This is a genomic window from Ruegeria sp. BHSC029, from assembly GCF_059613085.1.
On sequence record NZ_JBXWRU010000005.1, the window covers coordinates 375,051 to 394,782 of the forward strand.

Genomic DNA, 19,732 nt, shown 5'->3' on the forward strand with positions numbered 1-19,732 from the left:
GACGTTTCAAATTTGACTTTAATGGGGCCGCCTCGTGGCTTCACTGAGAACGGTTTCGGGTGCAGATCAATATATTGATTTAAAATCTGATAGAGTACATATATGTAGTGTCTCCCGGCGAACAAAAAGAATTCAGTCCGGGTGCCAGACGACCCATGGTCCACGGATTCGAAACAATGGAATCATGATTCCAGTGTTAACGATTCGCCGCGCCGCGGCTCAATCTTTGCGGGAATGACTCAGGTTCCGGTCTTCGGAGGGGCCGAAGCGACCGTGCTGCCGGCCCACGCCAGGTTGTCGCTGAGCTGCGCCAGTATGCTGATCGCATCCTTGAGTGGCCCTTCGCCGCTCTCGAATTGAAGCAGCAGAAGCAGGTCGGTGGCCTTTTCGAACTCGCCCGGAATCCAGTCGGCTTCGGGATCGATCTCGGACCCGTTTTCCAGCCGTTCAGCAAAATCCTCGACAATTTCCTGACAGCTTTGCAGGAAGGCGGCCGGTTCGATGTCCGAACTGTCGCGCAGGTCTTCGTAAATGCTGGCGATCGCCGCCAGCCAGTCTTCGAGGATCGGGTTGTCCAGCGGCGGCAGCGCAGATTCCAGACTGGGCTGTACCGTTCTGGTGTCCGAGGCTGCGGCTTCGCCCGCGCCGGTCAATGTCTCCAAGAACGGCAGGAAGTCAGCGGCAAGGTCCTGCCGCGCGGCCTCCAGATCCGTTCGGCGGCGATGCGATGCAATTTCAAGCACCTTCTCCGCAAGGTTCTGGCCGCCGCAGGTTTCCCACAAGGCGAAGTCCGGTTCCGGCTCTTGCGCCATGGCGCGAACGGCAACTGGTGTCCCGATCGGTACGATCGCGCGGAACATGCCCGACTTCTCCTTCTCCAACCGCGACAGAACGCGATCGAGGGCGTCGCGGACAGGGGGCAGGTCCGTGTGAGTGACGGCTAGCAAGCTGTTGTCGCGCAGGTTTTGCGGGACTTGTGCCCACAAATGGCGCTCGGTCTCGCGCCAAGCGTTGGTTCCGTTCGTGCACCAGATGGCGCAATCGACGAATTTCAACAAATCAAGCGTTTGTTTGTAAGTGTCGTCCAGCGCACCGGAGCCGGGCAGGTCGAACAACGAGATTTCGCGCAGGGCAGGGGTGTTCAGCCCCACCGAGATAAAATCAGGATTGTCGGCCGCGGCCTTTTCCAGGGCGATGCCGGAATAAACCTTTGGCTCGCGGTCCCACCACCCAACGGTCGTTTCAGGCGTGTCCGCATAGGTGACAATCACCAGAGGCAATTTCAGATGTTGCGGACCCGTGGGCAGGATGTCAGCTCCGGCGAGCATGTTGGCAAGACTGGACTTCCCGGCGCCGAATTCCCCTGCAAAACCGATTGAGACCGCGTTTGACAACCGCTCGGCGTGGGACTGTGCCCGCGCGCGCATGCCGTCCAACTCGGGCGTGGACGGAAGGCGTTCGGTTGCGGTCAGAAAACGGTCAAGCTGACGCACTTCCGTCTCGGTTCCGGGAAATTCAATCACTCGGCGGCCTCCGCTTGTCGTTCGTCGCTGTGTTCAGCGCCAAAGGTCGATTGCAGTTCGTCCGCGATCCGGCGTGCGCGGTCGAAATCGACCTGCGCCTGGGTGCGCTCACATGTCTCGCCCGTCGCGGTGCGGTTTTCAAGATGCCCGGCGAGCAGGGCCAGGAAATGATCCAGAGCGGTGTTCAAGCGCTCCAGCAGGTTCTCGCGTGCGGTATCGATCAGATCATCTCCGATCATCTCGAATTCTTGCACGATCATGCGCTCGGCGCGAGAGACGACGGATTTCCGCGAAATTAGACGCGACAACCAGTTCACCCGCAACTCGACCGTAATCCCTCGGGTCAATGCGGTGGTGTCCGGACGGAACCAGCGCACGGCACTGGTGTTCATACGGCTGTCGGTCGGCTCCTGCCAGCCCGGCAGGGACCGCAGAGACGCGTTGGCCTGCATGTCGATGGCATAGAGTTCGCTGAGCATCCGCTGGCGAATGACCTGAGTCGCACCCTGCACCAGTTCGCGCATGCGTTCGCGCAACGGTGTAAAGTTCAGTTCGGTTGCGCCACCTTTGGCAAGCAACGGGGATTGCCCGTCGGGTCCGCGCACAACCGATACGACGGCTTCGGCCACGGTGTCATCCATCACACCACGCAAGTTTGCCAGAACATCATCCATGTCGCGGGTGATTTCTGCGGTTTTGTCCGATACAAGCTTGCGCAACTCGGCGAGGGTCTTGTCATTCTCGCCAGCCGCATCGTCCGAAGGTTGGCCATCTTCTTCCAGCGCGCGGAGGCGGGCCTTGCTGCGTTCCAGCTCGCCCTGGGCAAAGCCGTTCAGATGTTGCCACGCCATACGCAGTTGTTCGTTGCGCGGGCCGTCAGTCAGCGCGGTGGTGACATGCCGGCGCAGATCGGGCAATCCCGAGGCGATCATCGCGGCATACCGCAGAACCGCCTCGCGGCTGATGGGGCCGGGGCCGCGTTTGATCTCTTCGACGCCGGCAAGGTACTGCTTCATCTGTTCGGGATGCGCCCGCAGCCAGGCGAGGATGTGATCGTGGTTGACGCCGGTTTCGTCCCCGGTCAGTGCGTAATGCGCCCACTGAGCGCTGCCCATCAGAACGTCGATGCTGGACTTCCCCAGCGCCTTTTCCAACCCGTCCAAAACGTCGGCGCGTACTTTCGCCGCGTCTTCCGCACCGCCGCCCAATTCGTCGACCCGGTTGATGAAAACCACGATCTGACCCAGCTCAAGCGCCTGCATCAGCCGGAACAGTTTCAAATCGGCGCGCGACAGGGCCTGGTGCGCGGACAGAACCACGACGAAAAAGTCGGATTCCTTGAGGTACTGGCGCGAGATCTCTTCGCGGATCAACAGCGGATCATTGACGCCGGGCGTGTCGGTCACGGTCAGCGGGAACGGGAAGTGTCCAAGATCAAAATACACCTCGGCCTTGCGGGTGATGTCGCTGTACAAACCCCGGTCCGATCCCGGATCATGTTCGGCTTCGTCGGTCGGATCATCCCCGGCACAGACATAGCGGGCAAGGTCATCAGACGTCAGTTCTTCGAGGTCGTGATGCTGGCCCATCAGCTGTTCGAAACTGTCACCCAGGCGCAGACGAGCGCGGTTTTTCATCGCCTCGACCTGCTCCTCGATCATCTCGCGCTTATAGCTGTCCTCATCGTCGGGGAACATGTTGCGCAGTTCTTCGCCTTCGGCGATCAGCGCCTGCCATTGGCGGTTGTCGAAGAAATGGAATTCGGCCCCCGATGTGCGCCCGGAGGGATGACCGAAATGCATGTCGGTGATCACGGTCGTCCACGGGTTCACGTCCGACGGCAGAAATTCTGCCTGTCCCGTAAAGCCGTTGATCAGACGGGACTTCCCGGCCTTGATCTGCCCGACGAATGCAATCGACGGTTTCAGGCCGCTGAGATCGTCAACGATGCGAGAGATGAACTGACAGGTCTCGTCATTGCTCACCTCTTTCATTTCGCTGGCGATCCGGATCAATTCCCGGCGGTTGGTTTCACTCATAACACTACCCTAAAAACTGGTACCCAAGATTTGCTTAAAACTTAACTTCAACTGTCGCGAAAGCGGTGTCATCAGACCGACTCCCGCAGAGATTTCCACAGGTTGACGACGGCACCCAGCTTGCGCGCGTCATGTACGGCGGCGGCTGTATTGCGACCATCCCGGACCAGAGCGACACCCGCGCCCTTGCCACCTGACGGCCGCATGACGATCAGTTGCGGCTGTTCGAGCAGCCCGGTATTGTCCGCATCCCATCCCGCCAGATCCTGTGCGAACCGGGTCAACAGATCATCCGAAGGGTGAAGAGGCTGGCCATCGGCGCACACGCCATCGAACTGGTGGGTCGCCCCCTCGGCACTTGTCAGCAGACGTCCCATGGCGAACCGCTCGGCGCCGTCGAAGAAAGCCGCGGCTACGCTGAGTTCTGCACTTTCAGCGCTGTCCTGCTCTTTCGTGTCCTCGACGGGATCCGGGACAACCGAAACCCGCGGCTCTGACGGCAGAACGAGCTCGGCACAGGCTTTCTGCATCTCGCTGAAAGTGATGCCGACGTCATCCGCCTCCAGCGGCCCGTCCGGTTTCAGAGACACCACTTCGATCGGAGGGGCGATCGCTGCCAGGTCGGACACGAGCCGCGCCAGCTTTTCGATCAGCGCTTCGCGCGGTTCGGTTTCGAAATCCGGAAGGGCGCCGGTGCTTGCCGAATAAACATCCGTGATCCGTGAGCTGTTCACCTCGATCGCCAGGATCGTTCCGTTCTGGGCGTTGAACTCCAAGCGTCTTGGAAGAACCGTTCCCCGGATCAGGTTCAGTATGCTGGCCCGCCGGGCCTCGGCCGTGTCCCCGGTTAACCGAACGGCCGGCGACAAACGGGGCGTCGCAGACCGCCCGATGTTTTCGAGCATGTTGATTATGTCTGTCGCCATCATGCCGTGACCCCCTCTGGTCCCGTCTAAACTGCGGCCGCTACCGGCCCCAGGCTGAGATGTGATTTCGTAAGCGTCAGCCCGATATTCGCGCTGTCGCGGCAGATGTAGCAGACCACGTGTTCCGGATAGGCCCGGGTCCGCATGAAGATGTGTAGCCGGTCGTTCGAAAACACCGAGATTTCCCCAAATCCCGGGTTCTCCGGATCCTGTAGTCCGGCCGAGGCCAACAGTGCTTCGAATGCTTGAACGCCCCGGCCCTGAAACAGATTTGCCACCGCAATGGCGAGGGTTTCCAAGGCTGCACCATCCTCGGTCCCGGTTGCCGACATGCCCAGAAGCATGCCCGTTTCCATGTCGACATATCCCGCTGCGATGCAGTCGGGAATGGTTTCCATGGCGGTGGTCAATGCGGCGTCAATCGTCATCTAAAGCTCTGTTATCCCTTATTAAGCCCAAAGGCGCAGCGGTTCGAAACCGTCGCGCCGCTGAGTAGCATTGCCGTTCGGGATGGGAAACGGTTTACCGTTTCCAACGTGTCCCATGAGGCCCGGTTACAACACATGCCACTCCGCCCTGTCTTTCGGATTTGGCACCGGTTGAATCCTGTCCTGTTCGTCGCGCCCGGTGTGCTCGTGAGCGATCTTGTCGAACTCCTCAAGAAAGGCCTGGAACACGGCGTGCAGCCCGTCCACGTCTTGGGGGATATCTTCACTGGCCGCGATTTCCCGCCACATCGCCGCCGCGCTGAGCGGAGCTCCTGCCGGCACGCTCAAAAGGTGTTCCAGCGAGGTTTCGCCTTCGCCGACCTGCTCACAAGGCACTTCGGGTTCCTGGTCTTCAGGGGTCTGGGCCGAAATCAAGCCGTTCGATTCCGGCTCAGGTTCATAGGTCGTGGCATCGTCACCCTGTTGCTGGGACAACAGCGAAGCAATGGACGAGACCGAGTCTTCGACACTGGGTGCCGGTGTCTCGTCCTGATCGTCCGTCGCCGGCGCGGGGGACTCGCCAACCAACCGTTCTGACAGCGTGGCCAGCAGGTCTTCGTCCTGCGCGCCTTGATCGGTGGTCTGGTCATCGCTATCTGCGACCAACATTTCGTCGTCCTCGACGTCGAGCGTATCGTCATCGATCTCGTCAAAGTCTTCGTCGTCCAGCTGAGTCACCGCAGTCGAAGTTGCCGCGACGCTGAGCCGATCCTCTTCCTCGTCCCGGAACAAGGCCCGCAAATCGTCATCGGGCACCGGCGTCATTTCGGCGCGCAAGCGGTCGGCGTCATCCGGGTTGATTCGCTCGCGTTCGGTCGACTCGCCGCGGCGCTCCACCCGGGCCGGTCGAACCGGGAAGGTTGCGATCACATCGTCCGAGTTCCGGACCGCCTCGAATCCATCATCCTGATCCAGTGGGTTGGTCAACTTGAAAGGCGCGGGCTCTTCGGCTGCGGTCTGGCGATCGGATCGTTCGGGACGCACCGGTTGAACCGGGGGCGTGCCGGCGAGGCTCTTGTCGATCTGGTAGCGGGCAAGTTTTTCCGCACGGCTGTCCATGATCTGCTCGGTGATCTCAAGAAAGCTGTCGATCATCTTGCCGCCGCCGCTGCGCGACCACAGCTCGGCGTCGCCCGTTTTGTCACGCGCGATGATCGCGTCACGGGCGGAAAACAGGATTGTCCGATTGAACAGGTGCCCCACTTCGCGGTTGATGCGGCGGAGCACTTTCTGGCGGTCTTTCAGATCCAGTGCGTCCGCGCGCGTGACCAACAGAAGCGAGTTGTGCTGAAGCCGTTCCGGCAACGAAACCCACGTGGCGCGTTCGGTCTCGCGCCAGGCCTGCGTCGAGTGCGTACACCATAGCACCCCGTTGGCTTGACCTACCGCACGGCGCCAGACATCGGCCTGAATTTTGGGGTCCGAAATGCCGGGCGTGTCGATCAGGTCGACGGCCTCGAGAATGTCCGCTTCAAGATAGATGCGGATGAACTGCGCGTCGTTGACGCCCACCTTGTCCAATTCGTCCAAACCAATCGGAGAAGTGGTCCCGTCATGGCGCTGGACGTAAGCCGGTTTGTTGCCCCAACTGAACCAGACCGGCGGCAGCTGGGTGGCCGTCACCTGCGTTGGTAGGGCCTGCTTGCGCAGCAGGAAGTTCATGAGCGTGGACTTTCCGGCGCTGAACTCTCCCATCAGCGCAAAAACCGGTTTGCGGCGGGACCACTGCTCGATGCGTTCCCATGCCCGAGGAGAGACGAAGCGGATTTGTGAATCTTTTGCCATGGCTTTCTTACGCTGCTTCGTTGCTGAGGTCTTTGAGGATGTCGCCGAGGATTTCGTCACGTGACTTCTTCGGCTCGAGCCCGGCCATCAGGTCTGGGGCGGTCCCCGGTGCCTTTTCGGCGGATTGCGAGATGCTCAGAAGGGTTTCCTGCTGCTCGCGCATGAAATCCGACAGGACGGCCCGAACATTTTCCAGAACGGCTGCGATCTGGGTTTCTTCGAGATCCTTGGTGATCGAATTGGCTTCTGATGCGATCAGGCGGGTGTAGTCCGCCGCATAGGCTTCAAACCCTTTCCGGCGTTGCCACCAGCGACGCCACCATGTGCTTTGAAGGTCCAGCGCGATCGTTCTGCCAATGCCCAATGGCGGCGGTACGCGCGGCACAATGGGCGCCTCGATGCTGAATTCGCCCAAGTGGTTACCCAGAAGCTTCTGATACAGGGCCTCGACATCCGCTGCGGCTGCGGAATACAGCGCGCTGGCGTCCTTGCGCATTGCGCGGGCAAAGCTGAAATAGGCGGCCTTCTGAAGGGTACGAAGCCCGGCCGGGTCGTATTGCCAGGTGCCCTGTTCGCCGTTCTGCTCGAGATGCGCGATCAACGAGTCCGTTGCACGTTTGACGAAGTTTGCCTCGGCCGAAGCCAGACGTTCCAACACCTTGTCGCGCAGGGACGTCGTCAGGGCGGCAGCTTTCTTGTCATATTCGGCCGCGACGGTGGCGATCGCATCTTCGGGTGACACGCCGTCAAGATCGCGAACAACGCCGTCTCCGCCCGACAGGCTCTTGGCGACCGAGGTGGCGCGAATCTGACTTGCGATGTTGCGGGCGCGGTGACGGACACGGTCCAAAAGACGCGTTCCTGCGCCTTGGGCGATACGTTCGTTCATGGCCAACAGCAGGTCAGGCAGACCAGAAAGGGCCCAGATCTTGTCCAGCGATGCGGCCTGATCTCCAAAGCCGGCGGCCAGATAGAACGTGTTGAGGGCCTGGCGGGAATCGTCGGTGAGAATGTCCGGGTTGCCGGTCAGCGCGGCCTCGGCCCACAACGCACTGCCGAAAACAACGCTGGTGCTTGTGTCGATTCCGTTTTGCTTGAGTGTATCCTGAATTCGGTCGCGAATTTCGGGGACTTGCTTGACCGGGTCGGTCAGCTCGTCGATCCGGTTGACGAACAGGACGATCTGCCGGTTCTCGAACTGCGCGATGATCCGCATCAGCGCCATGTCCATAGTGGTCAGCGCTTGGCTTGCCGCCAGAACCACGACGCAGACCTCCGATCCGCGCAGGCTGCGCAGAGTGATCTGTTCGCGCACCATGAACGTGTCGTTGACGCCCGGCGTGTCGCACAATTTCAGCGCGATCGGGTACTGCGGAATGTCCATGTACAATTCCGCGGCTTTGGTCACGTCGGCGAACCGGCCCGTTTTCGGGTTGATGTCCGGATCGTCTTCGTCACCCAGGCAGACATAGCGCTGGATCAGCTCTTCGTCGAAGTAATCGTATTGGTGGCTTTGGCCTAGGATCAGGTCAAAATGCTTGCCAAGGCGTTCCTCGGACTTGGCCTTCATCTGCGCGATCTGACGGCGGATGTCCTCCATCTCGTCGTCGGCGCCTGCGCGATTGGCCAGTTCGCCCAAACGGCCACCGCCGACCATAAGATTGTCCCATTCTTCCTGCTCGAAGAAGGTGAACTTGGATCTGTATTCACCGGGCATGCGGGTGTTGATGTTCAGCGTGGTCACGACCGAGGTCCACGGGTTCACATCCGACGGCAGCAGACCGGGCCGACCGGCCAGAATGTTGACGATCGAAGATTTGCCCGCCTTCACCTGGCCGACGAAAGTGACGCTGGCGGTGAAGTTTTCCATACGGGTCTTGAGCGTGGCCAGCCGCGCAGTCGAGCGCGCATCCGCCACCTCTGTCAGTTGGTCGATCTGTGTCGTCAGTGCGGACATGGCTTCCGACATCGGCGCCAATGCCTCGTTTCCTACAGACAAAAGGTGGTCGTTGCGGGCCATGTTCAGCCTCCGGTTCCGGTTGCAGCGATTTGGGTATGCCCGGATTCCGTCAAACTGGCAGGCGCCATGCCTGAAAAGCTGTCGATCCGGGCGATCAGTTCGAGAGCGTTGCCCAGCATCTCGGCCTCGGTTCCGGGCGAGATGGTATCGAAGGCGCGCGAATCGGCCAGCACTTCGATCGAGCTGAACCGGGTTCCATTGTCCAGGCGCGCGACCCGACGTCCGGTCGGAAACCCATTTGATTTGGCCGATGGAAGGGGCATTCGCGCATTTGCCAACAGGTATTCGTTGCCCTCATGCGTCTTCAGGGCAATGCCGAAACCTGTGTTCGGGAATTGCTGGTTGAGGTTTTTGAGCTCGCCGACAAAGCTTTCTCTTGCAAGAAAGACGACGTCTTGCTCGGTGGCAGCGGAGTTGATCTGTTCGGTCACGACTGAGACCCTTGTACTGGAGTTGAGCAAAAAACTCGTACGGTGCCGGAAAGGCGAAAAAGACTCATTAACTCCTTGGTAGACAGAATTACCTTCATCACGGTGTTATTTTGACGTGATTGAGATATTTTGGCGTTTGAAATGTGGCGCAATTATGGTGGCCGTTGCATGACAATGCCGCAACTTCAGGGTGTAATAATCAGAATAGACAGGACCGCCGGGTTTGAAACCGGGGTGTGTTTCGGCGTGCGATTTGGTTTGTCGTGATGAATTCGACTGACGGTTAGTGTTTGTAAAATATATGAAAAATGGAAAACCAGATCAGAGGATGAGTTCACGCCACGGCAGAAGGCGGAGGGACCGCATTGCTATTGGTTCAGTGCGAGGTTGATAAGGGTGGTCGAGACGTCCCAATGTGATCCACAACGTCAGCGAGAATTTAGCAATTTTTGAAAATTTGGGAATGTGTCCAAAAACAGAACAATTATGGCGCTTTGTTTCGCTCCGAAAACGACGGGTTTCCGCGTCAAGAAATCCATTTGGCGATAAAAATAAACCGGGAAGCCGGATGCCAAACATTCTGGCGCCGTTGCGCGGGTCGATCTTCCCCTCGCCTAGGTCATTTCCATTGTTTCCGAACGGGGGTCAATATTCCGCCGCAGACGGCAAGATTTCCTCTCGCGCTTGTCCAAAAGGTTTGTTATCAGCCCTTCCATTCGGCGCGTCGGCGCCGTGTTGCGGGTGTGGCGAAATTGGTAGACGCACCAGATTTAGGTTCTGGCGCCGCAAGGCGTGGGGGTTCAAGTCCCTCCACCCGCACCATTTTATTTCTTACCGATCATGCTGCGTGGGCGGATGCTAAGGCGCTACAAAGACGCCGCCGCGCGGCTGGCCTGGTCATAGTGGCCGGACAGGGCCCGCAGATCGCGGGCCAGGTCCCTCAGATCCGGGCCCGACAGGTCGGTGGCTGACAGCCCTTCCAGCAGGCATTGCTGGCGAACTTTCCGGTAGGCGTCGCATAGCGCCACTCCCTCGGGCGAGGTGCGGTAGAACACCTCTTTCCCACGCTTTTCCGACGTCAGAAGCCCAGCCTTCAGCAGTTTCCGCAGGGCGTAGTTCACGGTGTGGCTGTCCTCGATGTTCAGAAGAAAGCAGATGTCGGTCAGGCGCTTGTCGCGTCCGCGGTGGTTGACGTTGTGCAGGATCAGGATGTCGAGCGGTCCCAGATCGGCCTGCCCGGCTGCGGCCATGCAACGGGTCATCCAGCGTGAGAACGCATTATAGACAATGATCAGGCCGAATTCGAGTTCGGAAAGTTCCCAGCCTTCGCCCTCGGCCAAGTGGCGAGAGGAAACGATGCGGCGTGTGTCGGGGGAAGAATCGGTCATATTGCGGCCTTTTGATCTGCAAAACGCTGAGAAATTATCAGTGTTTTGGCATGAAGGGCGTGTGTTTTCAACGTGCTGACCTTTGGGCTCTGCAGTGTTTTGGTCAAAACGATAACAAAACGTTGACAAATCGCAAACGTTGAGTCAGCTTCTGCGCCAGTACTCAAGCAGGGAGAGCCAAAATGAAACTGATGAAGATTGCCGGTGGCGCGGTTGCCGCGCTGGCCGGGTTGGCCATGCAGGTGCAGGCCGAGACCTGGGACATGCCGACGCCCTATCCGGACGCCACCTTCCATACCGTGAACATCCACGACTTCGCCAAGGACGTGACCGCGGCCACAGACGGCGCCCTTGAAATCAAGGTCCATTCTGCAGGTTCGCTGTTCAAGCACCCCGAGATCAGCAAGGCAGTCCGCAGCGGCCAGGTGCCCGTCGGAGAGTTTTTTCTGTCGTTGCTGGCCAATGACAACCCGGCCTTCGGCGCAGACTCGCTGCCGTTCCTGGCCACCAACTATGACGACGCCCAAAAGCTGTGGGCGGCACAGAAAGACGTGATCAACGGTCTGCTGGACGAGCAAGGCATGATGGTGCTGTACGCGGTGCCGTGGCCGCCGCAGGGCCTGTACACCACCAAGGAAATCAACAGCGTGGATGACCTGGCGGGCCTGAAGTTCCGCACCTACAACGCCACGCTGGAAGAATTCGCCAACCTGGCGGGCGCCGCGCCCACGCAGGTCGAGGTTCCGGATATTCCGCAGGCCTTCAGCACCGGCCGGGTCGAGGCGATGATCACCTCGCCCTCGACCGGGGTGAATTCGAAGGCGTGGGACTTTCTGACCCACTACACCGACATCCAGGCCTGGATTCCCAAAAACGTGGTCGTGGTGAACAAGCGCGCCTTCCGCCGTCTGGATGACGCGACCCAGGCCGCCGTTCTCGAGGCTGCCGCCGCCGCAGAAGCCCGCGGCTGGGAAATGAGCCAGGCCGAGACCGCCAAGCAGACCGCAGTTCTGCAGGAAAACGGCATCACCGTGGTACAGCCATCCGAAGAGTTGATGGCTGGCCTGCGTGAAATCGGCGCGCAGATGCTCGAAAACTGGAAGGCCAACGCCGGCGAGGACGGTGCCGCGTTGCTGCAGGCCTATCAGCAGTAAACGACCCGAACCGGCCGGGCGCCAAACGCCCGGCCGGGTTCGACAACAAGGGGAGGGGATGGCGATGCTGCGGCGCAGTCTTGATTTCATCTATCGTGCGGCCGGCGGATTGGCGGCGCTGTTCATTCTGGCCATCGTCGTGCTGGTCTTTGCGCAGGTCGGGCTGAACCTGGCCGACAAGATCTGGGCCGCGCTGACCGGGCGGGGCGTGGGTCTGACCATCCCGTCCTATGCCGATTTCACCGGATTCTTTCTGGCCGCATCCAGCTTTCTGGCGCTGGCCTATACGCTGCGCGCCGGCGGGCATATCCGGGTGACGCTGCTGATCGGGCGAATGCCCAAGGGACCGCGCCGCCTGACCGAGATCTGCGTGGTGACGGTTGCCCTTGCCATGAGCGCCTATGCCACTTGGTATCTGGGCCTGCTAGTTCTGGAGTCGCTGGAATATGGCGACCGCAGCCCCGGCATGGTGTCGGTGCCGTTGTGGATCGTGCAGATGCCGGTCCTGCTGGGACTGGCCATCCTGACTCTTGCCCTTGTCGACGAACTTGTCGGTCTGCTGGCGGGCCACGCGCCCAGCTGGGACGGCAAGGGCGAAAACCTTCTGAGCGAATAGGGCCAGCAGATGTCGATTGCCACGCTTTCCATCATTCTTCTTGTTCTGTTGTTCGCCTTTCTGGGGTCGGGCTTGTGGGTGGCGTTTTCGCTGCTGGGGGTCGGGATCGCGGCGATGGCGCTGTTCTCCGATGCGCCGCTGGGGCTGGTCATGGCGACCACCTTGTGGGGGCACAGCAATTCCTGGGCGCTGGCAGCGCTTCCGCTGTTCATCTGGATGGGCGAGATTCTGTTCCGCTCGCGCCTGTCCGAGGACATGTTCACCGGCTTGTCGCCTTGGATGAACCGGCTGCCGGGGCAGTTGCTGCATGTGAACGTCTTTGCCTGCGGGATCTTTGCGGCTGTGTCCGGGTCGTCGGCGGCCACCGCGGCCACGATCGGCAAGCTGTCGATCCCGGAACTCTCGCGCCGCGGCTATCCCGAGAAGATGATCATCGGCACGCTGGCCGGCTCGGCCACACTGGGCCTGCTGATCCCGCCGTCGATCATCCTGATCGTCTATGGCGTGGCGACCGAGCAATCCATCGCCCGTCTGTTCGTGGCCGGAGTTCTGCCGGGACTGCTGCTGGTGGGGCTGTTCGTGGGCTATGTCGCAATCTGGGCGCTGATCAACCGCGCCAACCTGCCCACCGAGGACATCCAGGCGAGTTTCGCGGAAAAACTGCGTCGCTCGCGCCGACTGGTGCCGGTGATCCTGCTGATCGTCGGTGTGATCGGCTCGATCTATGCCGGGATCGCCTCGCCCACCGATGCGGCCGCCGTGGGCGTGGTGCTGGCGCTGCTTCTGTCCTGGCGCGAGGGCACGTTGACCCGGGCCAGTTTCGTCGACGGGCTGATGGGGGCCACCGTGACCTCGTGCATGATCGCCTTCATTCTCGCAGGGGCCTCGTTCCTGACCGTGGCGATGGGCTTCACCGGCATTCCGCGTGTTCTGGCGGAATGGATCGGGTCGCTGGGCCTGTCCACCTTCACGCTGCTGGCGGCGCTGACCGTGTTCTTCGTGATCATGGGATGCTTTCTGGACGGGATCTCGGTCGTGGTGCTGACGGCTTCGGTCATCATGCCGATGGTGATGCAGGCGGGGATCGACCCGCTGTGGTTCGGCATCTTCCTGGTGATCGTGGTCGAGATGTCGCAGATCACCCCGCCCGTTGGCTTCAACCTGTTCGTGCTGCAATCGCTGACCGGGCGCGACATCCTGCGGGTGGCCCATGCGGCGCTGCCGTTCTTCTTCCTGATGATCGTGGCGCTGGCGATCATCGTGGTGTTCCCCGGCATCGTGACCTTTCTGCCGAACCAGATGTGACAGGGGCGATGCAGGATTTTCCGATCATACGAACCGCCGGGGTGGACGGGCTGTTGATCAGCTTTGCCGCCGCACTCAGCGAACCGGCCAACCGGGCTGCGCTCGCCTTTCGCGCCGCGCTCGAGTCGGAGGGCTGGGCGGGGGTTGAGGAAACCTCGTCCTCGCTGGTCTCGGCCTACGTACGGTTCGATCCGCTGCATCTGACGCATGCCGCGTTGCACCGGCAGGTGCAGGCGCTGCTGGACCAGCGCGACTGGTACGCGGCCGACCTGCCCGGCGGGCGCAGGTTCTGGCGGGTGCCCACCGTCTTTGGCACGGATCTGGCGCCGCAGTTGGGGCAGGCGGCGCAGGCGGCGGGCCTGTCCGAGGCCGAGGCGATCCGGTCGCTGTCCGAAGCGCGGGTGCGTGTGCAGACCATCGGCTTTGCCCCCGGTCAGCCTTATCTGGGTGAATTGCCGCCCGCCTGGGACATCCCCCGGCAAAAGGAATTGACCCCGCGCGTACCCGAAGGTGCGCTGGTGGTGGCGCTGCGGCAGCTTGTGCTGTTCTCGGTCACCACGCCGACCGGATGGCAGCATGTGGGCCAGACCGCCATCCGTCTGTTCCAGCCCGATATGCAAGAACCATTCCTGCTGCGCCCCGGGGACGAGGTGCAGTTCAGCCCCACCGACCCGGAATCGCTGGCGCGGATGCGCAGCGATCCGCGCGGCGGCGCCAGTTGCGAGGCGCTGGCATGAGCGCGCATCTGACCATATTGCGCGCCGGGCCCGGCCTGACGTTGCAGGACATGGGGCGGCCCGGATATCTGGACATGGGCCTGTCGCGCGGTGGTGCGGTGGACCGACTTGCATTGGCCGAAGGCGCGGCGTTGCTGGGACAGCCGGACGACCTAGCCGCCGTGGAAATGGCTGGCATGGGCGGCGAATTCCAGGCCGATCAGGATCTGCGCATTGCCCTGACGGGCGCGCGGATGCGGGCGCAGATCGACGGCGCGACGGCGGTCTGGAATGCCTCGCACCTGCTGCCTGCGGGCGCCCGGCTCAGCATCGGTCCGGCCGTGGCCGGCAGCTATGGGTATCTCAGCATCGGCGGCGGGGTGCAGGGCGATCCGGTTCTTGGCGCCTGTTCGGCGCATCTGACGGCGGGGATCGGAGCCGTGCTGAAGGCGGGCGACCGCCTGGCGATCGGCCAGGACGCGGGCGGTGCAACCGGCATGACCTTTGACCCCGAGGACCGGTTCTTGGGCGGGGAGATCCGAATCGTGGCCAGTTTCCAGACCGACCTGTTCGCCGCCGACGTTCTGGAGCGGCTGCAAACCACCGCCTTTCGCCGGGACGCGCGCGCCAACCGCATGGGCGTGCGGCTGGAAAGCGACGGACCGGGCTTTCATGTCTCGGGCGGGCGCAGCGTGCTGTCGGAAACTATCGTACCGGGTGATATCCAGGTCACCGGCGACGGCACGCCCTTCGTGCTGTTGGCCGAGTGTCAGACCACCGGCGGCTATCCCCGCATCGGCACCGTTCTGCCCTGCGACCTGCCCAAGTTGGCGCAGGCCCCGGCCGGGGCCGACCTGCGGTTCCGCTTCGTGTCACTGGACGAGGCGGTGGCCGCTGAGCGCGCCGCGGCGCAAGCCCGCGCCGCGCTACCCAGGGCGCTACGCCCGCTGATCCGCGATCCGCGCAGCATGTCCGACCTGCTATCCTATCAACTGATCAGCGGCGCCATCGCCCGCGAAGAGGACGTTTTGTAGAAAAGGAGCCTGTGCCATGGCACTTCAAGTCGATCTGAACGCCGATATGGGCGAAAGCTTTGGCCCCTGGAAAATGGGCGATGACGCGGCGCTGCTGAAGATCGTGACGTCGGCCAACGTGGCCTGCGGGTTTCATGCGGGCGACTGGGACGTGATGGCCACGACGATGGCGCAGGCGGTCGAAAACGGCGTGGGCATCGGCGCGCATCCCGGCTTTGCCGATCTGCACGGCTTTGGGCGTCAGCGGATGCACTATCCCCTGCCGTCGCTGCAGAACCTGATCCGCTATCAGGTCGGCGCGGCGCAGGCGATGGCACGGGCGGCCGGCGGGCAGGTGCGTCATCTGAAACTGCACGGTGCGCTGGCCAACATGGCGTCCGAGGATCAGGCGATGGCGCGGGCATGCTACGAGGCCGCGTTGTCGGTGGCTCCGGATCTGATCATCATGGTTCTGGCCGGAACCGCCCAGCAACGCGCCGCGCGCGAACTGGGCTGTCCGGTGGCCTGCGAGATCTTTGCCGATCGCGCCTACAACGACGACGCCACGCTGGTTGATCGCAGTCTGCCCGGCGCGGTGATCCACGACCCTGACCGGGCCGCCGCGCGCATGATCGAGATGGTCAAGGCCGGGGCGATCATCACCGAAAGAGGCAAGCATATCCCGACCCGCATCGACACGATCTGCCTGCATGGAGACACGCCCACGGCGGTGTCGATTGCGGCCGGTGTCCGCCGTGCCCTTCAGGAGAGCGGGGTGGAGCTCAAGCAGTTCGCCGGTGGCCCTGCCTAGGTTTTTCGATTGACGCGGCTGTTCAATGCGTCTCGCGTTCGATGACGCTGGGGTCCAAAAAGATACTCTCTTCGGGACGTCCGGGATCGACGAGCCTACGCTCCAGCAACGCGATGATCGCGTCAACGGCGGCGTCGATGGGGTTCCGGACTGTTGTCAGGCGGAATGTTGGCCATTTCGCCATGGCGATGTCGTCGAAACCAACAATCGCCAAATCGCCGGGTACGTTCAGAGACAGATCGCGCGCAGCCGATAGCGCCCCGATCGCCGTGGCGTCATTGGCGCAGACAAGCGCATCCAGAGAGGCGCGGGACAACAGACTGCGCGCGGCGCCGTATCCGCTGTCGACCGAGTAATCAGTCGGGTGTTCGGCCACGAGGTCAAGCCCCGCCCGATCCAGCGCCTGGAGGACCCCGGCGCGGCGCCGCGAAGACGAGTAGAACTCCTCGGGTCCGCTGAGAAACCCGAACCGCCGCCGCCCCCGGCTGATCAGCAAGTCGGTGATCATGGTCATGCCATCGGTATTGCGGCAGCAGACATTGTCGACACGGGGCCCTTGAACGGGACGGCCTGACGAGATCATCGGGATGCCGAACCGCGCACATCTGTCGACGATCTCTTCGGACATGCTGCCGCCGCGCAGAATCAATGCGTCCAACGGATAGCGCAGCAGCTCTCGCAGCGCCTGATCCGTGTTGGCGCCGGTTCGGTCGATCAGAATGGGCCATTTCTTCAACCCGCTCAGGGCCTGGGCCAGTTCACCTACAAAGGCCGAGTCGTAGGGGCTGCGCATGTTGCCGACGAAGACGGCGACCAAATTTGATTGCCCGGCCTTGAGGCCAGCGGCCAGGGCATTCGGCTGATACCCGGTATCGGCTGCGATCTTGAGGATCCGTCTACGCTTCTCGGAATCGACATAGGCACCGGGCGTGAAAGCGCGCGAAACAGCTGAACGCGAGACGCCCGCAAGGTCCGCAACGGTCTGGGCCGTTGCGCGCCGGGGGCGTTTTGCGTCCTTGTTTCTCTCGCTACACATGCGGTTTGCGTTTCGCCTGTTCAGAGGGTTTCAACATTCTTGCAATGAATCGAATCTTTCATCAAACTGTCACGGTTGGAAGCTAGTGAACACGTGTGCACATTTTGGGAAAGGTGTCAGCCTTTTTCTGGATGTGAAATATGTCATCGGGGAAAATACCCCATAGTTTCCAGGGCTTTGGCCCGCCCGTAGGGGCGCAACATGAATCGGAGGAACTACATGATAAACGTCAAAACAGGTGCTGCTGCTGCCGCGTTCGCGATGATAGCGAATACGGTCTCGGCCGAAGTCGAGATTACGTGGTGGCACGCCATGGGAGGAGCCCTGGGTGACACCGTCAACCAGATTGCCGAGGATTTCAACGCGTCCCAGGACGACTACAAGATCACGCCGGTTTTCAAGGGCACATATGAAGAGACCCTGACCGCCGGCATCGCCGCATTCCGTGCGGGTGAACAGCCCAACGTCCTGCAGGTATTCGACGCCGGCGCCGCCACCGTGATTGGCGCTAAGGGCGCGACCGTTCCGGTTCAGGACCTGCTGGAGCAGAACGGCGTTGCGTTCGACATCGAGGACTATATCTCGGGCGTTCGCTACTTCTATGCCGACAGCGACGGCAAGATGATCGGGATGCCGTTCAACTCGTCCTCGCCCATCATGTATTACAACGTCGATGCGCTGGAAAAAGCGGGTGTGACGCCGCCGAAAACCTGGGAAGAGTTCCAGACCGTGACGGCGCCGGCGCTGAAAGAGGCCGGTTATATCGGCCTGTCGCAGTCGCATCTGCCCTGGATCTTCACCGAGAACTTCCATTCGCGCCACGACCTGCCGTTTGCCACCAACGACAACGGCTATGAAGGCGCTGACGGCACCAAGATTCTTGTCAACAACGAGGCGATCAAGGCACACTTCACCGCCGTCAAAGACTGGAAGGACAACGGGTTCTTCGAATGGTACGGCACCGGCTGGAGCGACAACCAGACTCCGTTCGAAGAAGGCAAGGTTGCCATCTGGCTGGGCTCGTCCGGTTCGTTCGGCGGCCTGTCCAAGAAGGACCTGCCGTTCGAGTTTTCGGCCACCTTCCTGCCCTATTGGGAAGCTGTGACCAAAGAACCCAAGCAGACCTTCATCGGTGGCGCGGCCCTGTTCGCGATGGCCGGCAAGAGCGACGAGGAAAACAAGGCCACCGCGGCATTCTTCGAGTTCCTGACCAAGCCCGAAACCCAGTACATGTGGCACCGCGAGACCGGCTATGTTCCGATCACCACCGCCGCCTATGAAATGGCGAAGGGCGATGGTCACTATGACCGTGCTCCGGCCGCCGAAGTCGGCATCAAGCAGCTGTCGCTGCCTGCTGGTGAAAACACCAAGGGCTATCGCATGGGCTTCTACGTCCAGATCCGCGACGTGATGAACCGCGAATATGGCCGCATCCTGACGGGTGAAACCTCGGTCGAGGACGCCTTCAAGGCAATCGAGGACGAAGCCAACGGTCTGCTCGAGCGTTTCGCAAAGACCCAGAGCTGATCCCACTCGCCAAGAAACGGGCGGTCGCAGAAGTGCGACCGTCCTCCCTTTTTCGGAGTTTTCATGAAACGCGCTGGTTTTTCCACTCGCTGGCTGCCGGTTCTTCTGCTGTTGCCGCAGCTGTTGATCATCGCGGTCTTTTTCTACTGGCCTGCCGCTCACGCGGTGCAGTCTTCGTTCTTCCTGCAGGATCCGTTCGGGTTTGGGTCGACCTTCGTCGGGCTGGACAACTACAGCGACCTTGCCGGGAATTCCGAGTATCTCAGCATTGCCTGGTTCACGGTGATCTTCACCGTTTTGGTCACGTTCTTTTCGCTGTCGATCGCGTTGTTGCTGGCCGTGAAGGCCGACAATGTGCTGCGCGGCGCCAAGACCTATCGCACGCTGCTGATGTGGGTTTACGCCGTGGCGCCGCCGGTGGCGGGTTTCATCGGCCTGATCCTGTTCAACCAGAGCTGGGGGCCATTGACCGAACTGGCGCGCTCGATCGGGTGGGATTTCAAACTGGGCGTGAATTTCAATGACACCGCCACCGCGATGGTTATCGTTTCGGTCTGGAAACAGGTTCCGGTGAACTTCATCTTCTTTCTGTCTGGCCTGCAATCGATCCCGCGATCGGTGCGTGAGGCGGCTTTGATCGACAACCGCTCGTCTACGGGCCGGTTCTGGGACGTGACTTTCCCCCTGCTGGCGCCGACCGGGTTTTTCCTGCTGATCATCAATATCACCTACGCATTGTTTGATACTTTCGGTGTGATCGACACGATGGTGAAGGGTGAGCCGGGCAACAACCCGATGACGTTGGTCTACAAGGTCTATGTGGACGGCTTCCGCGGCAACGACCTGGGTGGCAGCTCGGCGCAGTCGGTCGTTCTGATGGTTCTGGTTCTGGCCCTGACGGTGTTCCAGTTCCGGCTGGTCGAGCGCCGCATCCACTACACGTAAGGAGGGCAG

The 19,732-nt window shown here is 61.2% G+C and carries 17 protein-coding genes and 1 tRNA gene; 9 read left to right on the top strand and 9 right to left on the bottom strand.

Annotated features, from left to right (window positions below; genetic code table 11):
- Positions 1-239 precede the first annotated feature (239 nt).
- The 7 genes from AC2FML_RS14665 to AC2FML_RS14695 all read right to left on the bottom strand — a co-directional run bounded on the left by AC2FML_RS14665 (position 240) and on the right by AC2FML_RS14695 (position 9,212).
- Positions 240-1,523 carry a dynamin family protein gene (locus AC2FML_RS14665; protein WP_170441267.1) on the bottom strand — a complete coding sequence of 428 codons (1,284 nt, stop codon included), beginning with the start codon at positions 1,521-1,523 and terminating at the stop codon, positions 240-242.
- On the bottom strand, positions 1,520-3,562 hold the full coding sequence (locus AC2FML_RS14670) for a dynamin family protein (RefSeq protein ID WP_170367236.1): 2,043 nt from the start codon (positions 3,560-3,562) through the stop codon (positions 1,520-1,522). The genes AC2FML_RS14665 and AC2FML_RS14670 overlap by 4 nt, the downstream gene beginning before the upstream one ends.
- A 71-nt stretch (positions 3,563-3,633) precedes the next feature.
- Entirely contained in the window at positions 3,634-4,488 is an 855-nt protein-coding gene (locus tag AC2FML_RS14675; protein ID WP_496783729.1) for a hypothetical protein, read from the bottom strand.
- 26 nt (positions 4,489-4,514) lie between these two features.
- On the bottom strand, positions 4,515-4,916 hold the full coding sequence (locus AC2FML_RS14680; protein ID WP_170367238.1) for a hypothetical protein: 402 nt from the start codon (positions 4,914-4,916) through the stop codon (positions 4,515-4,517).
- A gap of 126 nt (positions 4,917-5,042) precedes the next feature.
- Positions 5,043-6,761 (bottom strand): dynamin family protein, encoded by a 1,719-nt coding sequence (locus AC2FML_RS14685; protein ID WP_496783730.1) that lies wholly within the window; start codon positions 6,759-6,761, stop codon positions 5,043-5,045.
- Between the two features lie 7 nt (positions 6,762-6,768).
- Positions 6,769-8,781, bottom strand: a complete 2,013-nt coding sequence (locus AC2FML_RS14690) for a dynamin family protein (RefSeq protein ID WP_170359567.1) — start codon at positions 8,779-8,781, stop codon at positions 6,769-6,771.
- A gap of 2 nt (positions 8,782-8,783) precedes the next feature.
- On the bottom strand, positions 8,784-9,212 hold the full coding sequence (locus tag AC2FML_RS14695; RefSeq protein WP_093963272.1) for a hypothetical protein: 429 nt from the start codon (positions 9,210-9,212) through the stop codon (positions 8,784-8,786).
- A gap of 737 nt (positions 9,213-9,949) precedes the next feature.
- Between AC2FML_RS14695 and AC2FML_RS14700 the strand changes: the two genes are divergently transcribed.
- A tRNA-Leu gene (locus AC2FML_RS14700) sits at positions 9,950-10,034 on the top strand.
- 44 nt (positions 10,035-10,078) lie between these two features.
- On the opposite strand, the gene AC2FML_RS14705 is transcribed toward AC2FML_RS14700, so the two are convergent.
- Positions 10,079-10,600 (bottom strand): winged helix DNA-binding protein, encoded by a 522-nt coding sequence (locus AC2FML_RS14705; RefSeq protein ID WP_170588976.1) that lies wholly within the window; start codon positions 10,598-10,600, stop codon positions 10,079-10,081.
- A gap of 182 nt (positions 10,601-10,782) precedes the next feature.
- Between AC2FML_RS14705 and AC2FML_RS14710 the strand changes: the two genes are divergently transcribed.
- The 6 genes from AC2FML_RS14710 to AC2FML_RS14735 all read left to right on the top strand — a co-directional run bounded on the left by AC2FML_RS14710 (position 10,783) and on the right by AC2FML_RS14735 (position 16,215).
- Positions 10,783-11,754 carry a TRAP transporter substrate-binding protein gene (locus tag AC2FML_RS14710; protein WP_170359565.1) on the top strand — a complete coding sequence of 324 codons (972 nt, stop codon included), beginning with the start codon at positions 10,783-10,785 and terminating at the stop codon, positions 11,752-11,754.
- A gap of 64 nt (positions 11,755-11,818) precedes the next feature.
- Entirely contained in the window at positions 11,819-12,370 is a 552-nt protein-coding gene (locus AC2FML_RS14715) for a TRAP transporter small permease (RefSeq protein ID WP_311201687.1), read from the top strand.
- 9 nt (positions 12,371-12,379) lie between these two features.
- Entirely contained in the window at positions 12,380-13,675 is a 1,296-nt protein-coding gene (locus tag AC2FML_RS14720; protein ID WP_480754517.1) for a TRAP transporter large permease, read from the top strand.
- Between the two features lie 8 nt (positions 13,676-13,683).
- Positions 13,684-14,412, top strand: coding sequence for a 5-oxoprolinase subunit B family protein (locus AC2FML_RS14725; RefSeq protein ID WP_496736637.1), 729 nt, complete (start codon positions 13,684-13,686; stop codon positions 14,410-14,412).
- Positions 14,409-15,425 (top strand): 5-oxoprolinase subunit C family protein, encoded by a 1,017-nt coding sequence (locus AC2FML_RS14730; protein ID WP_496783731.1) that lies wholly within the window; start codon positions 14,409-14,411, stop codon positions 15,423-15,425. Before AC2FML_RS14725 ends, AC2FML_RS14730 begins: the two co-directional genes overlap by 4 nt.
- 16 nt (positions 15,426-15,441) lie before the next feature.
- On the top strand, positions 15,442-16,215 hold the full coding sequence (locus AC2FML_RS14735; RefSeq protein WP_496736633.1) for a LamB/YcsF family protein: 774 nt from the start codon (positions 15,442-15,444) through the stop codon (positions 16,213-16,215).
- 22 nt (positions 16,216-16,237) lie between these two features.
- Here the strand turns inward: AC2FML_RS14735 and AC2FML_RS14740 are convergent, their stop codons facing one another.
- Complete coding sequence (locus AC2FML_RS14740; RefSeq protein WP_170391545.1) at positions 16,238-17,251, bottom strand: LacI family DNA-binding transcriptional regulator; 1,014 nt, start codon at positions 17,249-17,251, stop codon at positions 16,238-16,240.
- Between the two features lie 219 nt (positions 17,252-17,470).
- On the opposite strand from AC2FML_RS14740, the gene AC2FML_RS14745 reads away from it, so the two are divergent.
- The gene (locus AC2FML_RS14745; RefSeq protein ID WP_437342730.1) at positions 17,471-18,778 is read left to right on the top strand and encodes an extracellular solute-binding protein; all 1,308 of its coding nucleotides are present in this window, start codon (positions 17,471-17,473) and stop codon (positions 18,776-18,778) included.
- A 63-nt stretch (positions 18,779-18,841) separates the two neighbouring features.
- Positions 18,842-19,723 carry an ABC transporter permease subunit gene (locus AC2FML_RS14750; RefSeq protein WP_093963282.1) on the top strand — a complete coding sequence of 294 codons (882 nt, stop codon included), beginning with the start codon at positions 18,842-18,844 and terminating at the stop codon, positions 19,721-19,723.
- The last annotated feature ends 9 nt before the right edge of the window (positions 19,724-19,732 follow it).

Coding starts and splice junctions, on each gene's coding strand:
- AC2FML_RS14740 (WP_170391545.1), bottom strand. CDS start 17,251: ATGTGTAGCGAGAGAAACAAGGACGCAAAACGCCCCCGGCGCGCAACG.
- AC2FML_RS14710 (WP_170359565.1), top strand. CDS start 10,783: ATGAAACTGATGAAGATTGCCGGTGGCGCGGTTGCCGCGCTGGCCGGG.
- AC2FML_RS14675 (WP_496783729.1), bottom strand. CDS start 4,488: ATGGCGACAGACATAATCAACATGCTCGAAAACATCGGGCGGTCTGCG.
- AC2FML_RS14725 (WP_496736637.1), top strand. CDS start 13,684: ATGCAGGATTTTCCGATCATACGAACCGCCGGGGTGGACGGGCTGTTG.
- AC2FML_RS14750 (WP_093963282.1), top strand. CDS start 18,842: ATGAAACGCGCTGGTTTTTCCACTCGCTGGCTGCCGGTTCTTCTGCTG.
- AC2FML_RS14705 (WP_170588976.1), bottom strand. CDS start 10,600: ATGACCGATTCTTCCCCCGACACACGCCGCATCGTTTCCTCTCGCCAC.
- AC2FML_RS14685 (WP_496783730.1), bottom strand. CDS start 6,761: ATGGCAAAAGATTCACAAATCCGCTTCGTCTCTCCTCGGGCATGGGAA.
- AC2FML_RS14690 (WP_170359567.1), bottom strand. CDS start 8,781: ATGGCCCGCAACGACCACCTTTTGTCTGTAGGAAACGAGGCATTGGCG.
- AC2FML_RS14735 (WP_496736633.1), top strand. CDS start 15,442: ATGGCACTTCAAGTCGATCTGAACGCCGATATGGGCGAAAGCTTTGGC.
- AC2FML_RS14730 (WP_496783731.1), top strand. CDS start 14,409: ATGAGCGCGCATCTGACCATATTGCGCGCCGGGCCCGGCCTGACGTTG.
- AC2FML_RS14670 (WP_170367236.1), bottom strand. CDS start 3,562: ATGAGTGAAACCAACCGCCGGGAATTGATCCGGATCGCCAGCGAAATG.
- AC2FML_RS14745 (WP_437342730.1), top strand. CDS start 17,471: ATGATAAACGTCAAAACAGGTGCTGCTGCTGCCGCGTTCGCGATGATA.
- AC2FML_RS14720 (WP_480754517.1), top strand. CDS start 12,380: ATGTCGATTGCCACGCTTTCCATCATTCTTCTTGTTCTGTTGTTCGCC.
- AC2FML_RS14680 (WP_170367238.1), bottom strand. CDS start 4,916: ATGACGATTGACGCCGCATTGACCACCGCCATGGAAACCATTCCCGAC.
- AC2FML_RS14715 (WP_311201687.1), top strand. CDS start 11,819: ATGCTGCGGCGCAGTCTTGATTTCATCTATCGTGCGGCCGGCGGATTG.